General features: G+C 65.3%; 17 protein-coding genes and 1 pseudogene. 9 read left to right on the forward strand and 9 right to left on the reverse strand.

Going from position 1 to position 20,737, the window contains the following annotated elements; translation table 11 throughout:
- Positions 1 to 37 precede the first annotated feature (37 nt).
- A complete protein-coding gene (locus tag AB0C34_RS22415; RefSeq protein WP_357076156.1) occupies positions 38 to 982 on the reverse strand; it encodes an endonuclease/exonuclease/phosphatase family protein in 945 nt (314 codons plus the stop codon).
- Positions 983 to 1,091: 109 nt separating this feature from the next.
- Positions 1,092 to 3,740, reverse strand: coding sequence for a LuxR C-terminal-related transcriptional regulator (locus AB0C34_RS22420; RefSeq protein ID WP_357076159.1), 2,649 nt, complete (start codon positions 3,738 to 3,740; stop codon positions 1,092 to 1,094).
- A 373-nt stretch (positions 3,741 to 4,113) separates the two neighbouring features.
- Between AB0C34_RS22420 and AB0C34_RS22425 the strand changes: the two genes are divergently transcribed.
- The 7 genes from AB0C34_RS22425 to AB0C34_RS22455 all read left to right on the forward strand — a co-directional run bounded on the left by AB0C34_RS22425 (position 4,114) and on the right by AB0C34_RS22455 (position 10,541).
- Positions 4,114 to 4,770: a GntR family transcriptional regulator gene (locus AB0C34_RS22425; protein ID WP_357076162.1), complete on the forward strand. Its 657-nt coding sequence runs from the start codon at positions 4,114 to 4,116 to the stop codon at positions 4,768 to 4,770.
- 141 nt (positions 4,771 to 4,911) lie between these two features.
- A complete protein-coding gene (locus tag AB0C34_RS22430; protein WP_357076165.1) occupies positions 4,912 to 5,649 on the forward strand; it encodes a PIG-L deacetylase family protein in 738 nt (245 codons plus the stop codon).
- A complete protein-coding gene (locus AB0C34_RS22435; RefSeq protein ID WP_357076168.1) occupies positions 5,646 to 5,831 on the forward strand; it encodes a hypothetical protein in 186 nt (61 codons plus the stop codon). The genes AB0C34_RS22430 and AB0C34_RS22435 overlap by 4 nt, the downstream gene beginning before the upstream one ends.
- Positions 5,828 to 6,541: a 4-carboxy-4-hydroxy-2-oxoadipate aldolase/oxaloacetate decarboxylase gene (locus AB0C34_RS22440; RefSeq protein WP_357076171.1), complete on the forward strand. Its 714-nt coding sequence runs from the start codon at positions 5,828 to 5,830 to the stop codon at positions 6,539 to 6,541. Before AB0C34_RS22435 ends, AB0C34_RS22440 begins: the two co-directional genes overlap by 4 nt.
- Positions 6,534 to 7,667, forward strand: a complete 1,134-nt coding sequence (locus AB0C34_RS22445; RefSeq protein ID WP_357076174.1) for a 4-oxalomesaconate tautomerase — start codon at positions 6,534 to 6,536, stop codon at positions 7,665 to 7,667. Before AB0C34_RS22440 ends, AB0C34_RS22445 begins: the two co-directional genes overlap by 8 nt.
- A gap of 468 nt (positions 7,668 to 8,135) precedes the next feature.
- Positions 8,136 to 9,092: an amidohydrolase family protein gene (locus AB0C34_RS22450; protein WP_357076177.1), complete on the forward strand. Its 957-nt coding sequence runs from the start codon at positions 8,136 to 8,138 to the stop codon at positions 9,090 to 9,092.
- Between the two features lie 45 nt (positions 9,093 to 9,137).
- A complete protein-coding gene (locus AB0C34_RS22455; RefSeq protein ID WP_357076180.1) occupies positions 9,138 to 10,541 on the forward strand; it encodes an MFS transporter in 1,404 nt (467 codons plus the stop codon).
- Positions 10,542 to 11,636: 1,095 nt separating this feature from the next.
- Here the strand turns inward: AB0C34_RS22455 and AB0C34_RS22460 are convergent.
- Positions 11,637 to 12,341 (reverse strand): class I SAM-dependent methyltransferase, encoded by a 705-nt coding sequence (locus AB0C34_RS22460; RefSeq protein ID WP_357076183.1) that lies wholly within the window; start codon positions 12,339 to 12,341, stop codon positions 11,637 to 11,639.
- 1,489 nt (positions 12,342 to 13,830) lie between these two features.
- On the opposite strand from AB0C34_RS22460, the gene AB0C34_RS22465 reads away from it, so the two are divergent.
- Entirely contained in the window at positions 13,831 to 14,745 is a 915-nt protein-coding gene (locus tag AB0C34_RS22465) for a hypothetical protein (RefSeq protein ID WP_357076186.1), read from the forward strand.
- A 63-nt stretch (positions 14,746 to 14,808) separates the two neighbouring features.
- On the opposite strand, the gene AB0C34_RS22470 is transcribed toward AB0C34_RS22465, so the two are convergent.
- The 6 genes and pseudogenes from AB0C34_RS22470 to AB0C34_RS22495 form a co-directional block, all read right to left on the reverse strand.
- Positions 14,809 to 15,804, reverse strand: a complete 996-nt coding sequence (locus tag AB0C34_RS22470) for a carboxypeptidase-like regulatory domain-containing protein (protein WP_357076379.1) — start codon at positions 15,802 to 15,804, stop codon at positions 14,809 to 14,811.
- A 69-nt stretch (positions 15,805 to 15,873) separates the two neighbouring features.
- A pseudogene (locus AB0C34_RS22475) lies at positions 15,874 to 17,364 on the reverse strand (MFS transporter); the annotation flags it as partial.
- A gap of 37 nt (positions 17,365 to 17,401) precedes the next feature.
- Positions 17,402 to 17,899: a MarR family transcriptional regulator gene (locus AB0C34_RS22480; RefSeq protein WP_357076189.1), complete on the reverse strand. Its 498-nt coding sequence runs from the start codon at positions 17,897 to 17,899 to the stop codon at positions 17,402 to 17,404.
- 247 nt (positions 17,900 to 18,146) lie between these two features.
- Positions 18,147 to 19,310, reverse strand: a complete 1,164-nt coding sequence (locus tag AB0C34_RS22485) for an MAB_1171c family putative transporter (RefSeq protein ID WP_357076192.1) — start codon at positions 19,308 to 19,310, stop codon at positions 18,147 to 18,149.
- Positions 19,307 to 19,810, reverse strand: coding sequence for a hypothetical protein (locus AB0C34_RS22490; protein WP_357076195.1), 504 nt, complete (start codon positions 19,808 to 19,810; stop codon positions 19,307 to 19,309). The genes AB0C34_RS22485 and AB0C34_RS22490 overlap by 4 nt, the downstream gene beginning before the upstream one ends.
- A gap of 22 nt (positions 19,811 to 19,832) precedes the next feature.
- The gene (locus AB0C34_RS22495; RefSeq protein ID WP_357076199.1) at positions 19,833 to 20,261 is read right to left on the reverse strand and encodes a helix-turn-helix domain-containing protein; all 429 of its coding nucleotides are present in this window, start codon (positions 20,259 to 20,261) and stop codon (positions 19,833 to 19,835) included.
- A 198-nt stretch (positions 20,262 to 20,459) separates the two neighbouring features.
- Here AB0C34_RS22495 and AB0C34_RS22500 point away from each other — a divergent pair, with 198 nt between their 5' ends.
- Positions 20,460 to 20,732 carry a hypothetical protein gene (locus tag AB0C34_RS22500; RefSeq protein ID WP_357076202.1) on the forward strand — a complete coding sequence of 91 codons (273 nt, stop codon included), beginning with the start codon at positions 20,460 to 20,462 and terminating at the stop codon, positions 20,730 to 20,732.
- Positions 20,733 to 20,737: the final 5 nt, after the last annotated feature.

Here is a 20,737-nt window from a genome sequence, read left to right on the forward strand (position 1 = left end):
GGACCGATGTTGGCGCTACCCGACGGCCGAGATCGCTTCAGTTCAGACGTACCTGGGCCAGCACGGCGCGGTGGTCGGAGCCCGGCATGGTCAGGGTGTGCACGTTCTCGGCACTGGCGTCGGCGAGCAGGATGTGGTCGATGCCGATCACCGGGCCCCAGCCGCGATCGTTCGGGAAGGTGAGGAGCAAGCCCGCGCCGGTTTGGTCGGCGGCGGAGGCGAAGCGACCATGCAGCAGATCGCGGTACGCGGCGTGGTCGCGGGTCGCGTTGAAGTCCGCGCCCACGATCGCGGGACCGCTTTCAGCGTCGAGAATGTGGCGGATCCTGCCCATCTCCGCGGTCCATGCCTCGAATTCGAAGGGCGGCGGGATCGGGTGGAAGGCGAAGATCGTGATCGGTCCACCTTCCGGGTGATCCATCGTGGCGGACACATTGTTCAGGATGAAGCCGTCGTATTTCCTAGCGTCCCGCAACGGGTATCGGCTGTAGATGCCGGTGCCCCCACCACCCGCCCGCGTCGGCTCGGTGTAGTGATGTGGCAGGGCCGCCAGGATTCCCGCGGTCGTCAATCGCTCGATCGCCGAGTCGGTCAGTTCATCCACGGTCAGCACATCGACCCGGTTCTCCCGTACCGCTCGAACCACAGCCGTTGAATCGGCGCCGCCGAAGAACAAGTTCGACTGCATGACGGTGAGCCGCGGCCCGGTCGCCGCCCGCCCCTCCGGCACGAACGCAGGCACCAGCGTCCACAGTGCCGCCACGACAAGGACCCCGGCCACGGCCGCACTTCGCCACCCACGCGCGATCGATAACAGCACGAGACCGGCGACCGCGCCGATCATCAGGTAGGACGCCCCGGACGCGACCAACACCGGCCAGCGCCACGGCCATGCGACGAAATGCAGCACGATCCCCATGGATCCCGCCGCTACCGCGCACCATCCCGCTCCGAGTAGCGCCCGGTCCATCCCTTTACGCATGCGGTCGAGCCTAGGCGGTATGGGTGCAGACCATGTGTGGAGTTTGTGTCGCTGGTGTGCGTTTCGATGCGGGAGTCGGCGTCGTGAACGTCCGGCTGCTACCGGACCGTCACAATCGTTGCTGCCCGAGCTGTTGGCCTTGCCGCGGCCTGCGCGGTTGTTCGCCGGGCCGGCGTGGCCGCCTGGCTGCCTCGGTCCTAACCTCGCTGATCTGGTCTTCGGGAACGAATCTGATGATGTCTTCGCGTGAGGCGATGGTCAGTTTCTGGAAGATCGCGGCCATCTGCGCGTCGACGGTTCTCCCTGAGTTTCCACGGCGAGCCGCGATCTCGGTGTTAGTCCACCCCGCCGCGGCCAGCGTCGCCACCTGCTGCTCGGCTGTCGACAGCTCGCCCCAGTTCGAGGGAGTATTTTGCCGGGCGGGATGGTCCATCGGCATTTTCTCGATGGAGAGTGTCCCGAGCGCCAAGCGCTGCACCTCGTGCAGTTCCGAACGCAACAGGGAGCCCTGCTTCTCCGCGGCAGCGAACTCGGCGGGTCCCAGCACTTGGCGAGCGACGTCGATGGCCTTGTTCGTTTCATCGGCGAGCGGGCTCAGCTCCTCGATGTCGACACCCAACTCCGCGCGCAATCCCGCGGCCCCTCCGACGAGTTGCGCGGTCTCGGTGGCCAGCTTCCGGAGTTCAGCCCGGTCGGCGCTGTCTGCCGCGATCAAGTCGGTGATGATCTGCGCCAGCGTCCACATCCGAATGTGCACGGTCCACACCGCGCCCCAGTGGTCGTGCACAGCTACCTGGTGCGCCAAGGCAGTGCGTCCGACAGTCAATGCCTCGGTGGCGTCACCATGTTTGGTCAGCGCCAGCGCCCAGGCGATTTCGGTCCAGGATTTCGCCCACCCCTCCCCGGACGCGCTCGCGTAATCAAGGTTGCGTCGCGTGATCCGCAGCGCCTGCTGCGCTGACCCCAGAAAGCTTGCGGTCCATGCCTCGAAGTGCGCGCTGATCGCCTCGCCACCGCGATCACCGAGGGAACGGAACTTTTCCCGAGCTCGTGCCAACACCGTGATAGCCCTCGGATCGCGGTGGGCCATCATCAGCTCCACTCCCCATACGAATTCGAACAGAGCGGGTAGGCCGATGTCGGCTTCCGGGGCCTGCCGCCAATTCTGCCGGGTCTGCGGGTCATCGATACAAGCGATCACGCAGGCCTCGAGAATCTGTTCGGCGTCCTCACGTCTGCCCTGGATCAGGGCGAGCCACCCGATCAAGGCCATGGCTCTTATTTGGAGTTTGACGGGCTGCACGGGCAGTGCGCGGGTGGCTTGCAATGTGCGTTCGATCCAGCGACGCATTTCTCGAGGTGAGCCTTTGACGATCGGCAGGGCGATCAGACCCGCGGAGATTTCCAAGCCGAGAGTCGGTTCGCCCGAAGTGAGGCTGGTCTCGATCGCGGTCACGATGTTGTCCCACGCCACGCGCGCCCAGTCCAGCAGATCCTGCTCGGCGGGGCTGAACCAATGGCGTTGGGCATGAACGATTTTGTCGCGATAGTAGCGGCGGTGCCGCTGTGCGAGGCGCGCTGGTTCGTCGACCTCGCCGGTGGATCGTTCTTCGAGCCGTTGCCGGCTGAACAGGCGAATACTCTCCAGCAGCGAGTACCGCACGGTAGTCGGCGTGATGTGCACGGTCACCAGCGACTGCTCGACCAGACGCTCGAGTAGGCCCTCGACTTCCTCGGCCGCGATACCCACCGCGCTCATCCCCTGACGCGAGGGTTGCCCGCCCTGGTCCGATGCCGGATCGTCGCCGCAGACCTTTTCGATGGCTTCCAGATCGGCGCCGACATCCATGACCGAACTGGTGTCGTCTTCGGGATTGGTGTCATACCCGGCAGCGAAAACCGACATCCGGTCCAGCAGCAGTTGCTCCTTGTCCGAGCACAGGTCGTAGGACCACGCGATCACGTCACGAACTCCCTGATGTCGTGGCTCGGCGCCCACCCGCGGCCCGTGTGACCACCGCAACCGTTTATCGGTCGCCTCGCCACTCAATTCTCGGACGATCATCGCCAGCGGCTGCCGCAACAACCGCGCTGCCGCCAGCCGGATATACAGTGGATGGTTGTCCACCCGACGGCAGATCAGGCCGGCCATCGCCACCTCGTCCGGCTCCACGATGGGGTGACCGGTGAGTTCGGCGCGTTGGCGAAACAGGGTCACCGCCTGCTGCCGGGTCAGCGGGGGAACAACTACCACGTGTTCGTCGACCCACCCGATCGCTTCGCGACTGGTGGCCAAGATGGTCAATCCCGGCACTGCCTCGAGCAACTCCGTGATCAGGCCGCCGGTATCGGCGAGGACATGCTCGCAATTGTCCATCACCAGCACCGTCTGTAGGTTTCGCCCCGCGCCGTCGGTCCTGGTCAGGGTATCGACCAACGCGTCCCAGCCCGAACGTCCCGAGAAGTCGGCCTCGACCACCGAGGCCGCGGCCTCTTCTTCGATCGCCACCGCGTCGGCGCCTTTGGCCAGTCGCGCCAGTCGCACCCAGAACACCGGCGCACGCCTCGCCCGACCGAAGCGCCCCAGCGCCTCGGTCGCCAACCGCGTTTTCCCGATGCCGCCCGGGCCGACCAAGGTGATCAGCCGGGCCGAGCCCACCAGCAGCGCGCTGATCTTGTCCAGCTCCGGACCACGACCAACGAAACCATTTGTGGCAACCGTCGGATCCCCAGCGCGCTCTCGGCGTGAGGCCATCATATTCGCCGAGCTTAGTCGCCGAGCCTCCCGACAGCTATCACACAGCAGACCCAACGCACCCGTAGCGTGGAACAGCCAGCAACCCCCCGGGGCCGAGGGGCACGACCGGCGTGCCGTCGCCACGTCCGAAGCGAGCCACAGCGTGAGCCGGCCGAGCTTATGCCGGAGCGTCGGCTCCCGGTTCAGATGGACCTGGACGTCCCGGTCTGTTCGAGGTCACGGCGTTCGGGCCGGACTCGACGTCGCGCGACCGCACGCGTCTGCGTGCCGAGCGGTGCGTCTGTTCGACCCAAAGTCAGGATGAATTGTTGCCAATACTTTTGGCATAATTTCGGACAATATGGTTGTCACACCTATCGCCAGGACGGTGTCAGTGTCGGAGAATCACGAACTCGAACGTGGAACGCAGGGCAAAGCCATTGCGGTGGAACAACTTCGCCGCGCCGTCCGCCATGGCGACGTCGCGCCGGGCCAGCGGCTGGTCGAGGCGGAATTGGTCGAGCAGTTCGGCGTCACACGAGGGAGTGTGCGGGCCGCGATCGACGAACTGGTCGCCGAGGGGCTGCTCGAGCGGATCCACAATCGGGGCGCCCGGGTGCGCACGGTCTCGCGGCAGCAGGCGATCGAGATCCTGGAATGCCGCAAAGTGTTGGAGGGACTCATCGCAGCCAAGGCGGCCGAGCGTGTCGGCCCGGCCGATGCCGAGCGACTGCGCCGCTACGCCGACCAGCTCACCGCGGCGGTGCGCGACGGCGAGCCGATGAAGTATTCGAGCCTCAACCATGAGCTGCACGCGGCGCTTGCCGATATCGCCGGGCAGCTGACCGCGGCCGATCTGATCGACAAGCTCAACGCCCAGATCGTGCGACATCAGTTCCAGTTGTCGCTGCGACCGGGACGCCCGCAGGTCTCGTTGGGTGAACACCTCGCAGTGGCGGAAGCGGTGATCGCGCGGGATCCCGTCGCCGCGGAGCGGGCCATGCGTGCACACCTCGACAGCGTGATCGTCGCGCTGAGCGAATCCGACTGAGTCGTCGCCCGGCCCGGCGATTACTTGTCGACGAAATTGTTGACAATTCTGCATGCAGAGTCTTACCGTCGGTGTGGGCGTGCCACGCACGTCCTCGAACCGCGACGTGGCGGTGCGACTGTGAGCATGTGAGGTGAGGCAATGCCCGAGTACACGTCAGAATCGCTTGTGGTGGTCAGTGCCCATGCGGGTGATTTCGTATGGCGCGCCGGTGGCGCGATCGCACTGGCCGCGTCGCGCGGAGAGCGGGCCACCGTGGTGTGCCTCAGCTTCGGTGAGCGCGGCGAGTCGGCGAAGGCATGGCGCGAGGGCAAGAAGCTCGACGAGATCAAGGCGCTGCGCCGCGACGAGGCCGAACAGGCCGCGACGGCGCTCGGCGCAGACATCCGCTTCCTGGACGCCGGTGATTACCCGCTGCTCGAATCACCGGAACTCGTCGACCAGCTGGTACACGTCTACCGCGAGACCGCGCCCACAGTCGTACTCACTCATACGCTGGTCGATCCCTATAACGGCGACCACCCGGCCGCTGCTCGCATGGCAATGCAGGCACGCATCCTCGCCCAGGCGGTCGGCTACAACGCGCCGGGCGACCCGCTCGGCGCCCCGCCGGTGTTCAGCTTCGAACCACACCAGTCGGAGATGTCGGAATTCCGCCCGGATGTGCTGCTGGACATCACCGAGGTGTTCGAATCCAAGCGCAAGGCGATGCACTGTCTCGGTGCGCAGCCGCACATGTGGGCGTACTACGAGGACCTCGCCGCTCGTCGTGGGGTGCAGTTGAAGCGCAACGCCGGGCCGAACCTCGGGCTGCAGCACGACACCAAGGCCGAGGCATTCGTACGCCACTACCCACACGTGACCGACCGGTTGTCATGACCGCCACGGCCGCCCGCCCCGTGGTGCGGTTGACCACCGGCACGGATGAGCACGCGGAGTGGCGCGGCGCGACGATGACGGCCAGCGCATCGTCGGTCGCCGGTGTCGGCGACGCCCCGCGGATCACCACCGCCGGCCCAGATGCCCTGCGCGCCATCGCAGAGTCAGGAGAACGTAGATGAAATCCGTTGTCATAACCGATCCTCCCCGCGCCTCGCTCGCGGACGCCGCACGACTCGGCGACTATGGTGTCGCCACGGTGCACGAGGCAGCCGGACGAATCGGGTACCTCGGCCCCCGCCTGCGGCCCGCGTGGCCAGGCGCACGAATCGGCGGCACCGCGGTCACCGTGCTGTGTTGGCCGGGCGACAATCTGATGATCCACGTCGCGGTCGAACAATGCCGCGAAGGCGATGTGCTGGTGGTGGTGACGAACTCGCCGTCCACCGACGGCCTGTTCGGTGAACTGTTCGCCACCGCGTTGCAGCAGCGCGGCGTCCGGGGCGTCGTCCTGGGGTGTGGCGTGCGGGATGTTGCCGAACTGCGGGAAATGGGGTTCCCCGCTTGGTCGACGGCGGTCAGCGCTCAGGGTTCGGTGAAGGCTACGGCCGGGGCAGTCAATGTGCCGGTTGTCGTCGAGGGCCAGTTGATCCGGCCCGGTGACGTGATCGTCGCCGACGACGATGGCGTCGTGCGGGTTCCGCGCACCGATGTGCCCGCGGTGCTGGAACTTTCGGCCGCGCGCACCGCCAAGGAAGAGGCGACCAGGCAGGCGTTTCGCGACGGCGAGTTGGGTCTGGACCGGTACGGACTGCGCGGACGGCTCGACGAGTTCGGTATCCGCTACGCCTCCTACGCGGACTACTCCGCCGAGGGCAGCAGTAATGACTGAGCGAAGCACACGCACCGCGGCGGACGACGCAGCGGCCGCGGTGGTGGAGTCGTTCGGCACGGCGGGCGTTCGGTGTGTGTGGATGCGAGGCGGAACGTCCAAGGGCGCGTTCTTTCTCGCCGAGGATCTGCCGTCCGACAGCGCGACCCGCGATGATCTGCTGCTACGAATCATGGGCACCCCGGATCCGCGCCAGATCGATGGACTGGGCGGCGCGACCTCGCTGACCAGCAAAGTCGCCGTGGTGTCACCGTCGGCGCTACCCGGGATCGATATCGATTACCTGTTCTTGCAGCTCGGTGTCGACGAGCCGACCGTGTCGGAGAAGCAGAACTGCGGAAACATCCTCGCCGCGGTGGGACAGTTCGCGGTCGAGACCGGACTGCTGACCGCCACCGGTGACACGTGCCAGGTGCGCATCCACATGGTCAACTCCGGCGGTATCGCCGCCGCGACTTTTCCGGTGCGCGCGGGGCGACCGGTGTACGAGGGTGACATCGGCATCGATGGGGTACCCGGTACCGCCGCCGGAGTGCTGTTGTCGTTCGAGAACACCGCCGGGTCGGCCACGTCGGGGCTGTACCCGACCGGACGGCTCAGCGACAGCATCGACGGCGTGGAGATCACCTGCGTCGACAACGGTATGCCGGTCGTGGTCGCGCAGGCGCGCTCGTTCGGTCTCACCGGCTACGAAACGCATACGGACCTGGCCGGCGACGCCGCGCTACTGGAGCGCGTCGACAGCGTACGCCGCAAGGCCGCGCAGTTGATGGGCCTCGGTGACGTGTCGGAATCGTCAGTGCCCAAGACGGTGCTCGTCGCGCAGGCACGCGACGGCGGCCAGGTGTGCACCCGTTCGTTCATCCCGGTCCGGCCACACACCTCGATCGGCGTGTTCGCCGCGATCAGCGCGGTGACCGCCATGATGACACCGGGCACGGTGGGTCACGACCTCACGGCGGACTGGCCGGACGGCCTGTCGCGCGTGGATGTCGAGCATCCGTCGGGACACCTGCTGGTCGATATCGACCTGGACGCCACGTCCACCCCGCCGCACGTGCGTACTGCTGGTGTAGTGCGCACCGCTCGAAAACTCTTTGCCGGCAGGGCTTTTCCCCGCCTCTGAAACAACCGGCTCGGTACGGAGACCGTACATGTCACCTGGTCGCCTGACCATTCGCTCGCCCGACGGGGCCGACCTTCAGATGGCCAGGCGAGTCCACTTCCGACGTCAGCGACGTCCCGGCTACTGATCACGTTCAGCACCGAGATCGACGATGGCGTCACATCCGGCGCCCGGCCGGCGCCGGCGGGATGACCGCATCCCAACACATGCGCGCACCCGACAATCTGAGCGCCGGCGCTGTCGACCTGGGACAGGGCGCATTTATCGAGCCCTTGGCATGATTTCGCCAGCCAGCAGATGCGCGGGCGCGACGCTTTCGGCGCGGGCGGCAAGCGGATCGAACCCAGTAACTTCGGCGCACCTCAGGCTCGATTGTTAACAATTTTGCTGAAACTATTGTGCGCCATCTCTCGGTCAATGTAGCGTCGGATTTACTGTGACGCACACCCCTGGACGAAAGGGACAAAGTTGTCCTCACTTCCCGTGAGCCGCGGCGCGACCGCCGCCGACCGACTGGCGCCTAAAACGCCAGGATGGCTGGACTGGTATCCGAACCCGTCCCGTCCCCTGTTCGAGTTGCCGCCGGGTGCTGTCGACGCTCATTGCCACGTATTCGGGCCCCAGGCGGAGTTCCCGTTCGCCCCGGAGCGGAAGTACACACCTTGCGACGCGAGCAAGGACCAACTCTTCGCGCTGCACGACCACCTGGGCATCAGCCGCAGCGTCATCGTGCAGGCCACGTGCCACGGCGCGGACAACAGCGCCATGCTGGACGCCGTCGACGCATCCGGGGGTACGGCACGGGGAATCGCCACGGTCCGTCCGGACATCACCGATGCCGAGCTGCGCGCGCTCGACGCGGCGGGAGTGCGGGGAGTGCGCTTCACCTTCCTGCGACGTCTGGCCGACACCGCACCGAAGGACGATCTGGCGGCCATCGCCGCTCGGATCGCGCCGTTGGGCTGGCACATCGTCCTCTACTTCGAAGGCGCCGACCTGCCGGAACTGGAAGATTTCTTCGGTACGCTGCCCACCCCGGTGGTCGTGGACCACATGGGGCGGCCGGACGTCACCGAACCGGTCGACGGCCCACAGTTCGGCCGCTTCCTACGTTTCGTCGAACACAACGACGTGTGGGTGAAAGTGAGCTGCCCCGAACGACTCAGCGTCACCGGACCGGCGGCCCTGGACGGCCAGCGGAACGCTTATACCGATGTCGCGCCCTTCGCTCGCCGAGTCGTCGAAGAATTCCCGGACCTGGTGCTGTGGGGTACCGACTGGCCGCACCCCAACCTCACCGACCACATGCCCGACGACGGGCTTCTGGTCGACTATGTGCCACACGTGGCCGTCACCACCGAACAGCAGCACAAGCTGCTCGTCGCCAATCCGATGCGGCTGTATTGGCCCGGCGAAGCCTACTGATCCACCTCTTCCACTTCTCTTCTTCTCTTCGACAAGGGCCATTCCATGCAGCACTCCAATGCGGTGAATCGGCTGGACCGACTGCCGATCTCTCGGTTCCACAAGATCACCCTGCTGGCCGTCTCGTTCGCCTATTTCTTCGAGTTCGCGGACATCAACAGTTTCGCGACCACCGCACCCAAACTCATCCACGTGTGGGGGGTCACGGTCAACCAGGTGGCCTACGTCACCTCGCTGTCTTTCGTCGGCATGTTCTTCGGCTCGATCATCGCCGGCGGCATCGCCGACCGGTGGGGCCGCAAGCGAGCATTGATCCAGACCACGCTGTTCTTCGGAATCTTCTCCTTCGCGGCGACCTTCTCCTGGGACATCGTGTCGCTCGGCGTTTTCCGAATTCTCACCTCGGCGGGGCTGTCCGCGATGACCGTCGTCGCGGTCATCTACGTCAACGAGTTGTATCCGGCCGCCGTCCGCGGCAAGTACCAGGCCTACGCCATCGTCGTCGGTATCTGCGGCACTCCGGCCACCAACCTCATCGCCAGCGCGGTCGTCCCGTTGACGGATTGGTCGTGGCGGCTGGTCTTCCTCTGGGGTTCGCTCGGAATTGTGTTCGTGCTCTTCGCGCGGCACATCAAGGAGTCGCCGCGCTGGTACGAGAGCAGGGGCGATTACCTCGCCGCGGATGCGGTGCTGCACGAGATCGAATCCCTGGTCGCGACAGAGAAGGGGCCGCTTCCCGAACCCGCGCCACCCGTCCGCGAGGCCGAGCCCACCAAAGCTCCGCTGCGCATGTTGCTCCAGAAGCGATACCTGCTACCGACCCTGCTGCTCACGGTGCTGTGGGTGACCCAGACCATCGGCTTCTTCGGTTATTCGAGCTGGGCACCTACCCTGCTGGCCAAAGAAGGCTTCAGTGTCGAGAAGTCCGTTTTCTACGTGGCGCTCACGACCGTCGGTGCACCGCTGGGCTCCTACCTGGCCTCGATCGTCACCGACCGGTTCGAGCGCAAGTGGTGCCTGGTGGCCTTCGGCACGATCATCGCGCTGTGCGGACTTTTCTACGGACTGACCTTCAATCCACTCTTGATCGTTGTCTTCGGCTTCCTCGTGAACCTGTTCGAGCGCGGTTACACCGCTCTGGGGTACGCCTACTCCCCCGAGCTTTTCGATACCCGCAGCCGTTCACTGGGCACCAGCATCTCCTACGGCGTAGGTCGGCTGTCGAACGCCGCGGGTCCCTTGATCGTCGCGGCCTTGTACAACAGGTCCGGCTATCAGAGCGTCTTCCTCTTCATCGCGGGCACGTGGCTGGTGGGCGCGATCGTGCTCGCCGTGTTCGGCCCCAAGACCCGTCGCGCGCGACTCGCCGCCGCCGATGAACGCACCGGTCACGATTCCGAACCCACGCGAGACCTTCACCATCGACCAGCGGTTCACCAGGCCGAGTAGATCCACTCGGTTGCCTCGAGCGGTACCGGGTAGCGCATGTCCGAGCGGCAGAGCGCATACATCGAACCGCGAGACCGCCCGCCGATCGCGCCGCCGACGTGCTCGCCCCGCAGCTGGACCTGACGGTCCAGCTGCGGGGCGAGCAGCTGCCGTACCGACCGCCCCCTCTCGCTGGAGCGAAATTCTGCCGATAGTCGTAGGCATGCATCGCATCGCATCGCATCGCATCGCATCGCATCGCATCGCATCGCATCGCATCGCATCGCATCGCATCGACGATCATGTCGTGATCGGTGTACCCGGCGTCGATCATCGCGGAGGCGACGTCGCCGAGGGATCCGCCGCGATTGACGACGCGGTCCACAGCCGCGGCGGCGCTGCGATGGGTGTGACCGCCGTGCTCCTTGACGGCCGACCTGGCGGTTGCCATGACGTTTTCCCGAGTTCGCATGTAATTGACTTGCCAGCCCTTCTCCTTCACCTCCGCATTGGCTTTCCACCCCGACTTCTCAGCACGATTTCGCGGGCTCGCGTTGGGGTCCCAGGGACTACGTTTGTTCCCGAAGAGCAATGCGGTGACCGGGTTGCCGTTGAGGGTGTTGATCGCCGCGGCTCCGGTGAGCAGGCCCGACGCGATGGAATGCGACGTGCCTCCGGGCCTGTGCCGAGGGCGACGCCGGCGCTACCGCCACCGGACCGGCCCGCGCCCTGGATGGTCAGAGAGAACCGGTTGGCGATCCACGGTTCGACCACCGAGGATTCGACAAACCGTGGCGCTCATCGTGTTCCCCCGCTGATACGTGTGCGAACCATCGAAAGACACTGATATCGGGGTGCACGAAGCAAAACCATGTGTCCGAAAGGGACAACGGCATGAATCTCCGCACGCTGATCGCAATCCCCCGAGCGCTCGAGTGGATCAAAGTGCGAAGGTCTCGCATTGGACGCCACGGCGTAGCCAGCATCCCCGACCGGGCGCTTTCTCGCGATGCGTCTGGTGAACCGCAGGGCACGACAACGATCGGGAACCCGGGCACTTCGCTGTCTCCTGCCCGGGCTGACGATGCACCCGCCGAATTTCGCCGCGTGGAGAAATCAGCCCAGATGGGCCGACAGCAGCCAAGCCGGAACCGACTTACGGCCGCTGGGCTCGTCGCGTATTCCCTCGAACCGAATACTTGGTTCTCCGGGCATCCCATAGTCGCCCACCGGAAGATTGCCATGAATTCGCGCCGGCCTGATCTCATCGATCACCCAGTACTTCGACACCACCGCACGAAGCTCGTCGGCGGTGACCGGCGCCGGCGGCCCTTGTTCGGGAACGACGGGCAAGGCGGCCCGGTCGAACACCAGCGCGAAATACGACGCGCCCGGCGCGGCGGCGCGCACGATCGACTGCTGATAGCCCGCCCGCGACGCGACCGGGATCGAATGGAACAGCGTGCTGTCGACAATGGTGCCGAAGCGGCCGTCATAGCCCGTGAACGAGCTGATGTCCGCGACCTCGAAGGCGGCGTTGGACAGCCCGCGCCGGGCGGCCTCGGCACCGGCCAACTCGATCGCGGTCGGCGACAGATCCAGTCCCACGGTGGTGAAACCCCGCTCGGCCAGATCCAGCGAAATCGCCCCCTCGCCGCACCCGACATCGAGGACATCGCCATGGAATTTGCCCTGCTCGATCAGCACAGCGAGTTCCGGCTGGGGTTCCCCGATACTCCAGGGCGGTTTCACGCCAGGTCCGAACGGACCGTCTTTGCCTTGGTAGACGGCCTCGAATTCGAAATCATCCGGTGTAGTCATAACCCACCAATATCAGGGCAGCTGATCCATATTTGGGACGTCGCCCGCGACGCGCTCTGCCTCCCTACGAGCACGGACTGCCCCGCGCAACGCCGACGAGCCAGAAGACCCAATCACCGACCGCCCCCACCAAACACCCCAGATCACGACACCCGCTCCGACTGCCGGCCACTTCCTCACGTTGCGCACCCCCGAAAAGTTTCTGTTCGAACGCAGTCACATGGCGGCCGTCAAAACTTGGGCGACAGCCATCACACTGCGCTCGGCGAGCGTTGTGCCATTTAGTGGGTGCGCGTGGTGACGGCCGGCGTACGGCGGGCCGTTGCTGCTCGCCATCAAAGCGGACACGTCGCTCCGGTGGGTCATCCGAGCTGAGCGCCCGCAGGGGCTGAGCGCGAGTTCTTCCGTGTGCGAGGGTCCGAAGCCATTTCGGTACAGGATATTTCGACGGCCATTACCTATATCGCGGGTGGCTGCTCGGGGTGCTGCTTCGATGTCGCGTTCGACGGTGGCGCCGGTTGTGGCGACTCCCGCGCGCACGACCGCGTTCTGGTCGGTCGCGAAATCGTTGCGGCGCAGAGCTATCGCATTCGTGCTGTTTCACATCGGACACGGCTGCACCGCCTGACCACCACGACACCGCTACTCGGAATGGCTCGGTATGGGGGCCTCGGCCGGTTCGGCCAATACCCTCGCACGGACCGCGTCATGGGCGAAGAATAGGAATTCGCTGACTGATCCAAGTCAGTCGAAGCACTCGTCCGGCCGCCCGGGGCGGGGCGATGACATTCAGCGGGGGTCTCCGAAATGCGAAGTTCGGCACTGGTTTTGATTCTCGCCGCGACTCTGACGGCAGTTGCGGGTTGTGCAGACGGGAATTCGTCTGGCGCACAGTCCACCTTCAGTAGCAGCACACAACAGAGCAACACGATCGGCGAAATCGAACCCACGCCCACCACCCCGGCCGAATCCGGCAGCGATGGGGGGCGTGGCCCCGACAATAGGGGCGAATCCGGCGTCCCCGGCAACCCCGGTGGAAGTAGAGGCGGCGCGCGCGCGAGAGGAATCCCGATCGACCTCGGCTCCTACGAATTCAATCCCGGCCAGCCCGCCACCGACGTCGTGGACGAGATGCGGGCTCGGTTCGCGGCGAACTGCGCAGCTGTCAACCTTTCAGCGGACTGCGTCACGGTCGTGACGAAGGAGGACCTGACACAACCGACACCGTCGTGTGGAAGTCTGGCACACCCGACCGCCGAGGGAACCGTCTCGTTCGTCGGGATCTATCCCGTCCCTCCGTCGACCGGCCAGTCGGCGAAAACAATCAACTCCGGCGAGACGCTATCCGTCTATACGAAGAGGTGCCGAAGCGTTGAGGCGCCGACCACAACCGCGACATCCACATCCCGGGAAATCACAACGACGTCGAAGGCGCCCGCATCTACCGTGACGACGACCGCACCGCCCGCGGCGGCGACGGCGACCAGCAATGGCTGACGCCCAGGGCGAGGACCGCGGATCGGTGTTCGCGGGCCTTCCGCAGATGGCACAGGTCGTCGGACAATTCGTAGCGCCAGCGACGCTGTTGGCAGGGCTGCTGTTCTATTGGGGGTTCTTCCATGCGCGCGGGTTCTGCGGGTATTTCGGCGTGGACTCGGCAGTGCTCGGACTCACCACCACCGACTATGTCATGCGCAGCGCGGACGGTTTGTTCGTTCCGCTCGCGGCGTGTGCGGCGGTCACCCTCGCGGTGATGTGGGGCTGGGTCGCGTTACCGAGACGACTTCGGCAAGGCCGCTGGCCGAAGTGGATCCTTCCTGGTGCGGCGATCGTGGGTGTGTTGTTATTGATCAACGGACTGTCCCGCTTGCGGTTCGAGACGCCGATGAACCAGGCGCTGGGTGTGGCGCCGTCCTGCGTGATCATCGGACTGTTGTTGACGTGGAGCGTCGTCGTCACGCGCCGCCGGAAACTCTCGACCGAATCGGCAACTCCGGCGCACTCGACAGCGCCGTTCGAGTGGGGTTTGATCTTCCTTCTCGTGGGCGGCAGCTTCTTCTGGGGGGCAACGGACTACTCGCTCGCTGTCGGTCACGGACGCGCCATCGAGTTCGAGAACGTGACCTTGCCGAGGGCCGCCGGCCTCAACGTGTATACGGAAAAGGCACTCGACCTGAATGTTCCCGGGGTCCGCAGGATTGCGTGTACCGACGCGGCCGCCGCGTACCACTACCGCTACGACGGACTCGTCCTGGTCATGACGGCGGGCGAGAACCTGGTCGCGGTACCGCGAACGTGGCGGCGTGAGCATGGAACGGCAATCGTGCTGCCGCGCAACGGGATAGGCGCGGTCAGATTGGAATTCACCACTTCTAACTCGGCGGTCGCACCGACCGCTTGCTGATGCCCGTCACCGTCAACACCGCATCCGGCACCGGCCGCCCGGCCGCGGTGCAAACACCACCGGTCAACCCACTCGATCGCCGAGCCCGTAACCGAGTTGCACATCGTAGGCAACCTCGCCACCGGACACAGTGACCTGTCCGGTGACCGGCGGATATCCACGAGCAATCACGGTGTACTGCCCTTCGGGCAGATCGGTCACGACGTAGCAGCCATTCGCGTCGGTGCGGGTTATCGCGATGATCTCACCCGCCGCGTCGAAAACACTGACCAGCACATCCGGCACCGCCCGGCCGCCGTCGACCCGCGCGGACCCGGCAAGCGCCGCCATCGCCGCCAACTCGACGTCATGACGCGACACACCACTGTCCGGCACTGTCAATGTGGTCGCACTGGGACGCATACGCTCAGCGACCGCGACCAAGGTGTAGACACCCGACACCACACCGTGACACACGTAGGTGCCGTCGTCGCCTGTGACAGCCGTCCCGACCACCTCACCACGCCCATCGGTCACCGTGACGGTCGCACCCGACAACGGCACGCCGGCGCCGGCGGTACGCACCACACCCGACAGCTCACCGGAACCCACCAAGATCAGATCCAGCCGCTGCGGCCGCTGACCGACCGACACGGTGACCGCAGCCGGCTGGTGCGCCATGGCCGACGCGATCAACACATAGCCACCGACCGCCGGCGCGCTGATCGCATAACCACCATCAGGCGCACTGCTCGCCCGCGCAACCTGGCGGCCGCCCTGATCGATCAACGTCACCATTGCACCCGGCACCGGACGACCATCCGGACGGTGGACACGACCACGCAACACCCACCCGTCGAAGCCCGACCCGGACAACCCGTTTGTCGAAAGACCGGTCAGCGACGACGCATCGACCCTGTCCACACAATGGCCGTTCTGTGCTACCGACGCATGTCGCCCGACTACCGCGGCCGGCACCGGCTCAGGCTCGGACAACACCCGCTCGGCGCCTTTCCGGAGTTGGTTTTCTTTCCAGTTCGACTCCGTGAGTGCGGCCAGTTCGGCATCCAATGCCGACATGTCGTCCTCGGTGGCCGGATTGTCCTGCCAGGGAGACTTTTTCGTGGTCGGGTCGAGGCCCGAATCGGTGTCGATCGTGCGGCGCAGCGGACGGTTGGGCAGCAGCGTGGTCGCAATGAGGGCGAAGGTCGTCGCCACCGCGGCGATGAGGAAGATCCGGCCGGTCGCATCACCGTAGGCGGCACGCACGATCGTGGCTATCGGTGTCGGCAAAGCATCGAGGTTCAGGTTGCCGCCGCCGGAGGACCTGGTCGTTATGCCGACTCGGGCGAAACCCGCTGCCGACAACTCGCTCACTCGGGTAGCCAGCACCGAACCGAGCACCGAGACACCGATCGCGCCGCCGAATGTGCGGAAGAAGGCGACGCTGCTGGACGCGGCGCCGATATTGTGCACGCTCACGGTGTTCTGCACGGCCAGAACGAGATTCTGCATCATCAGGCCGACGCCGAGCCCGACGATGGTGATGTATGTACCGACCAGCCACAGGTTCGTGGCGTGATCGATCGTCGAGAGCAGCCCGAACCCGACCACCAACAGCACACCACCGGCGACGACGAACCCCTTCCACTTCCCGAACCGGGTGATCAACTGTCCGGAGCCGGTCGACGCGACGAGCATGCCCGCGACCAGCGGGATGGTCAGTACGCCCGCCTGGGTCGGCGAGTACCCGCGCGCTGTCTGGAAATATTGGGCCAGGAAGTTGATCGCGCCGAACATGCCGATTCCGACCGCGACCGAGGCGATGATCGCCAGACCGGTGGTGCGTTCGGTAACGATCGGCAGCGGAATGATCGGCGACTCGGCTCGGGACTCGACCCACACGGTCGCGAGTAGCAGCAACACACCGGTGGCGACGTACAGAGCCGATTCTCGGGAGAACCATGCGTAGTAGCCCGCCTTCCCGGCGAACGACACCCAGACGAGCAGTACCGACGCACCGCCGGTCAGCAGGGCAGCGCCGAGCCAGTCGATCGACACCCCGTCCTCGCGCTCGGTGGGCAGCGTCAAGGTCCGCTGCAACAGCGCCAGCGCGATCACGGCCAGGGGCACACACACGAAGAAACACCAACGCCAGCCCAGCGAGCTGTCGACGATGACGCCGCCGAGGATAGGTCCGCCAGACATCGAAACCGCCATCACAGCGCCCATATAGCCGGAGTAGCGTCCGCGTTCGCGCGGCGCGACGATGGAACCGATGATCGCCTGGGCCAACGCGGTCAACCCGCCCATGCCGATGCCCTGGATGACCCGCGCGGCCAGCAGCACAGCCACAGTGCCCGCGAGGCCGGCGATGATCGAGCCGACAACGAAGATGACGAGGGCCGACTGGACCAGCAGCTTCTTGTTGAACAGATCGGACAATTTGCCCCAGATCGGGGTGGACGCGGCATTGGCCAGCAGCGCCGCGGTGATGACCCACGCGTACGCGGTCTGCGATCCCTCCAGCGCGCCGATGATGGTGGGCAGCGCGGCGGAGACGATGGTCGTGCTGAGCAGTGCCGTGAACAACCCTGCCAGCAACCCGACCATCGCTTCGAGGATTTCGCGGTGGGTCATCGGGTACGGGACGTGGCGCGCCCCCGCCTCGACTGAACTAGACATCTACTTCCCGACTCTCTGTCGAAACTGGCTGGCGCTCGGCCACCGCGGTGCGCTGCACGGCTGCGGCGAGTGAATTCCTGAGCTTCTGAACAACCATGGCGGCCTGCTCGGCTTCGTCCTCGCTCCAGTCGGCGAGAACGGCCCGCAATCCCTGCGCGCGTGACACTCGGATGCGCCGCAGCAAATCGCGTCCCTCGTCGGTGATTCGGATGAGGGTGGCCCGGCCGTCGCTGGGATCGGCATCGCGAGCAATGTCGCCGGAACTCACCAACTCGGCGACATGCCTGCTCAGTGTCGAGGGGCTGATGCACAAGTCCACGGCCAGATCGACCTGCCGACACGGCCCCCTGGCCTCGAGGCAACCCAGCACGCCGACATTGCCGGGAAGCAGGTGCCCTTCTTCCAGGTGAGAGAGGGCAGCGCGGATCACCCGGCCCATGGCGTAGAGCTCCTTGATCAGGCTCTGAGCCGTATCGGATGACACTGCCATGTCCACTTCCCGCACGAGATCAGTTGCTTGCGGTATGCAACTATACATAGGTTACTTACGCTAAGCAATTAGCAGACCGGGGTAAACATCGGCGGGTTGGCGCGCGTGGACGAGTTGCTGGAAGGACGACAATTTTCACCACCACGATCACACCGCAGCGACTCCACACGACGTCGGATTCGCCAATGAACGGCGCCGGAATTCACTCGCACAATCACCCGACAGCCAGTGAAAGTGCGCTGAGCGGTCACCGCGCCGTATCGGGGCGCACAGTCTCGAACGATCGCAGTGCGCGACCGACATGGTCGAGCCATCTGGCTTCATCGAGCAGCGTGTCGGCGCCACCGGATTCAACGAACAAGGTCATCGTCGTGTTGTGCTGGGGCGGGTCGCCCGCTTGCTTCGCCGTCATCGCCGCCGCGATGACGGCCGCCTCGATCATCGGGCCACGCTCGCAGTCCGGCAGGCCGAGCGCGTCGGACTGTTCGACGGCGAGTTGCCGCGCCCGTGGATCGGCATACCCGCGCAACGCCAACTGCGCGTCCCGAATGTCGATGACCCGGCGACAAAGCCGAAATTCAGCGTCCCGTACAGGATTCCAATCGCGGCCGATAGCGAGGGGCACAGCGCTCGCCGTACCGGCGACGGATGTCAGATGGCGGCTCAGCGCGATGAGTTGGCGTTCGGTGCGGTGGCATCGGTATGCATGAAGCAGCGACTCGACGAACGCGCCGGCCGAGGGCAGCGCCATCCCTGCGACGACGATGAGCAATCCGGCTGCCGTGAGCAGCCCGTCGACGGTGGTGTACAGCGGCAGGGCCGGGTGGCCGAGATCGGCTGCGACGAGCACGTAGCCGAGGAAGGCCAGGCGTGCGATCACGGCGATTCCGCCCAGTGCAATGACGCGGAATCCGATGCGTAGCCACGGCTTCGCAGTGAGCACGGCGTAACGGAACCCGAACACGACCGCAGCTACAGCGCTGACACCGCCGTAGCAGATGAACAGATACCGATACCGGGCGGAATTCGCGGACGCCGGTGGGAACGCGGCGAACAGCGAGACGACCGCGACGACGACGACAACGAATCCCGCACGACACAGCTGCGACCTGCGGCGCGCGATCTCGGTCCGGGTCGTGAGGTATACAAACCATATCTGGGTCGCGCACACCGCGAGCATCGCCGTGATGTCACTGAGCAGGATGCCGATTGTCGGAATGCGGGTGCGGTGATCGATGGCATCGGATTCGAGCCAGAACATCATGGTCGCCAGGATCGCAGCAGTGAAAAGCGCACTCGCACGGTGCATCCCGTTGCCCGGATCTCGCATGATGTCGCGAGTCTTGATGGCCAGGACGGCGACGCAAGCGAACGCCGTGAGCAAGATGAGCAGAAGCGGGTCGGGGGTCACAGGGAGTTATCCAAGCGGCGGACTATGTCGGCGATCGCCGGGTCGGCGGCGATCGTGACCGGCTGGCTCGACCGGTGCGCGCGCCGCAGGAGCAACGTCGCCGTCATCTCCGCCTCGGTCTCCTGCTCGGTCGATCCGCAGGACCTGGCCAGCACCTGTCCCTGGATCTCCTGGGCGATGTGCACGAACATGCAGTGCCGTCGATCATCGCCGATCGGCTGGCCCCGGTGACCGAGAAGCAGATGCGCGAATTCGTGGAAGATGATCTGCTGGCGGTGAATCGGACTGGCGGACTCCTCGTAGATGACGGAATGCCCATACTCGTCGGTGATCAGCAACCCGAGTGGACTGGCCGGCGGCAAGGCCATCGGGATGAGTTCGATCCGTCTGCCCACATGACTCGCCAGCCGATCGCACACCTCGTCGATACCGAAACGAACCGGTAGCCCAAGCACATCGATTCGTCTTTCGCAGCGCTTCCGCAAATCCGTAGTCCGCATGACAGTCGACGTTCTTCGCGCGCTACCGGTCGCCGGACGGGCCTGCGGGCAGTCGCTCCAAGCGGCGGAAGCGGTTGATCACGTCAGTGACCGCCGCCAGACTCTCGGCAGACAGTCCCGCCGCCCGCAGCGCCACATCGCGCACGCCCGCGTCCCGCATGGCGGCCAGCAGACCCAACTCGGCGTCGACCTCGCGACTGGTCTCATCGTCGAAGAAGTACGCCGGTGGAACCCCGAAGAATCGAGCAAGCGCGCTCAGGTGCCGAAAGGTTGGATTGTCTCGCTGACCGGTACGCAAGTACCAGACATAGGAGCCTGACATCTTCACCCCCTGATGGCGAGCGATCGCGGTGGCGACCTCCTCGTTGCTGAACTCGCGACCGTCCGGCCTGCGCACGACGTCGAACAGATGGGTCAATCTCGACGCCAACGTTGAGCCCGTTTCGTCCACCGGCCGCCTTCCCCTCAACTGGAATGCCTCCGAATCATTATCGCTTGACGTCCGTTGACAGGCCAGACCAGGCGTGGTGCAATCAGGTCATCAACTGGTGTGAAGGCATATCCTTCTGGAACCACCTATGTTGACATGTCGACAGATTGCGCTGTGTCGTACGGGAGGACTGACATTGGGCGGGAGCAGACTGGACGCGTGCGAGCGCAACGCCGTACACCTGCGGTTCTGCACAGCATGCGCGGCGATCGCGTCGCGGGTACGCGCGCCGAGGTCGCGCCGAATTCGCCGGAAGCCCGAATACCGTGGCTGAAGGGCCGACTGGAGCGGCTCGGCGACAATGACGATGAGTTGCACGCCTCAGCACTGGAGTTGCCCCAGCCCACCACGGAGGGGAGCGCTGGGGCGACGACGCACCCGGAAATACCTACACGATGCCCAGGGCGCCGAATCGACAAGTCCAAGAAATAGACTAA

The organism is Nocardia sp. NPDC049220, assembly GCF_040647855.1.
GTDB lineage: Bacteria > Actinomycetota > Actinomycetes > Mycobacteriales > Mycobacteriaceae > Nocardia.

Bases quoted from the DNA above. Each gene is read 5' to 3' on its own strand.
- AB0C34_RS22415 (WP_357076156.1), bottom strand. From the start codon at position 982: ATGCGTAAAGGGATGGACCGGGCGCTACTCGGAGCGGGATGGTGCGCG.
- AB0C34_RS22420 (WP_357076159.1), bottom strand. From the start codon at position 3,740: ATGATGGCCTCACGCCGAGAGCGCGCTGGGGATCCGACGGTTGCCACA.
- AB0C34_RS22430 (WP_357076165.1), top strand. From the start codon at position 4,912: ATGCCCGAGTACACGTCAGAATCGCTTGTGGTGGTCAGTGCCCATGCG.
- AB0C34_RS22435 (WP_357076168.1), top strand. From the start codon at position 5,646: ATGACCGCCACGGCCGCCCGCCCCGTGGTGCGGTTGACCACCGGCACG.
- AB0C34_RS22440 (WP_357076171.1), top strand. From the start codon at position 5,828: ATGAAATCCGTTGTCATAACCGATCCTCCCCGCGCCTCGCTCGCGGAC.
- AB0C34_RS22445 (WP_357076174.1), top strand. From the start codon at position 6,534: ATGACTGAGCGAAGCACACGCACCGCGGCGGACGACGCAGCGGCCGCG.
- AB0C34_RS22455 (WP_357076180.1), top strand. From the start codon at position 9,138: ATGCAGCACTCCAATGCGGTGAATCGGCTGGACCGACTGCCGATCTCT.
- AB0C34_RS22460 (WP_357076183.1), bottom strand. From the start codon at position 12,341: ATGACTACACCGGATGATTTCGAATTCGAGGCCGTCTACCAAGGCAAA.
- AB0C34_RS22465 (WP_357076186.1), top strand. From the start codon at position 13,831: ATGGCTGACGCCCAGGGCGAGGACCGCGGATCGGTGTTCGCGGGCCTT.
- AB0C34_RS22470 (WP_357076379.1), bottom strand. From the start codon at position 15,804: ATGTCGGCATTGGATGCCGAACTGGCCGCACTCACGGAGTCGAACTGG.
- AB0C34_RS22480 (WP_357076189.1), bottom strand. From the start codon at position 17,899: ATGGCAGTGTCATCCGATACGGCTCAGAGCCTGATCAAGGAGCTCTAC.
- AB0C34_RS22490 (WP_357076195.1), bottom strand. From the start codon at position 19,810: ATGCGGACTACGGATTTGCGGAAGCGCTGCGAAAGACGAATCGATGTG.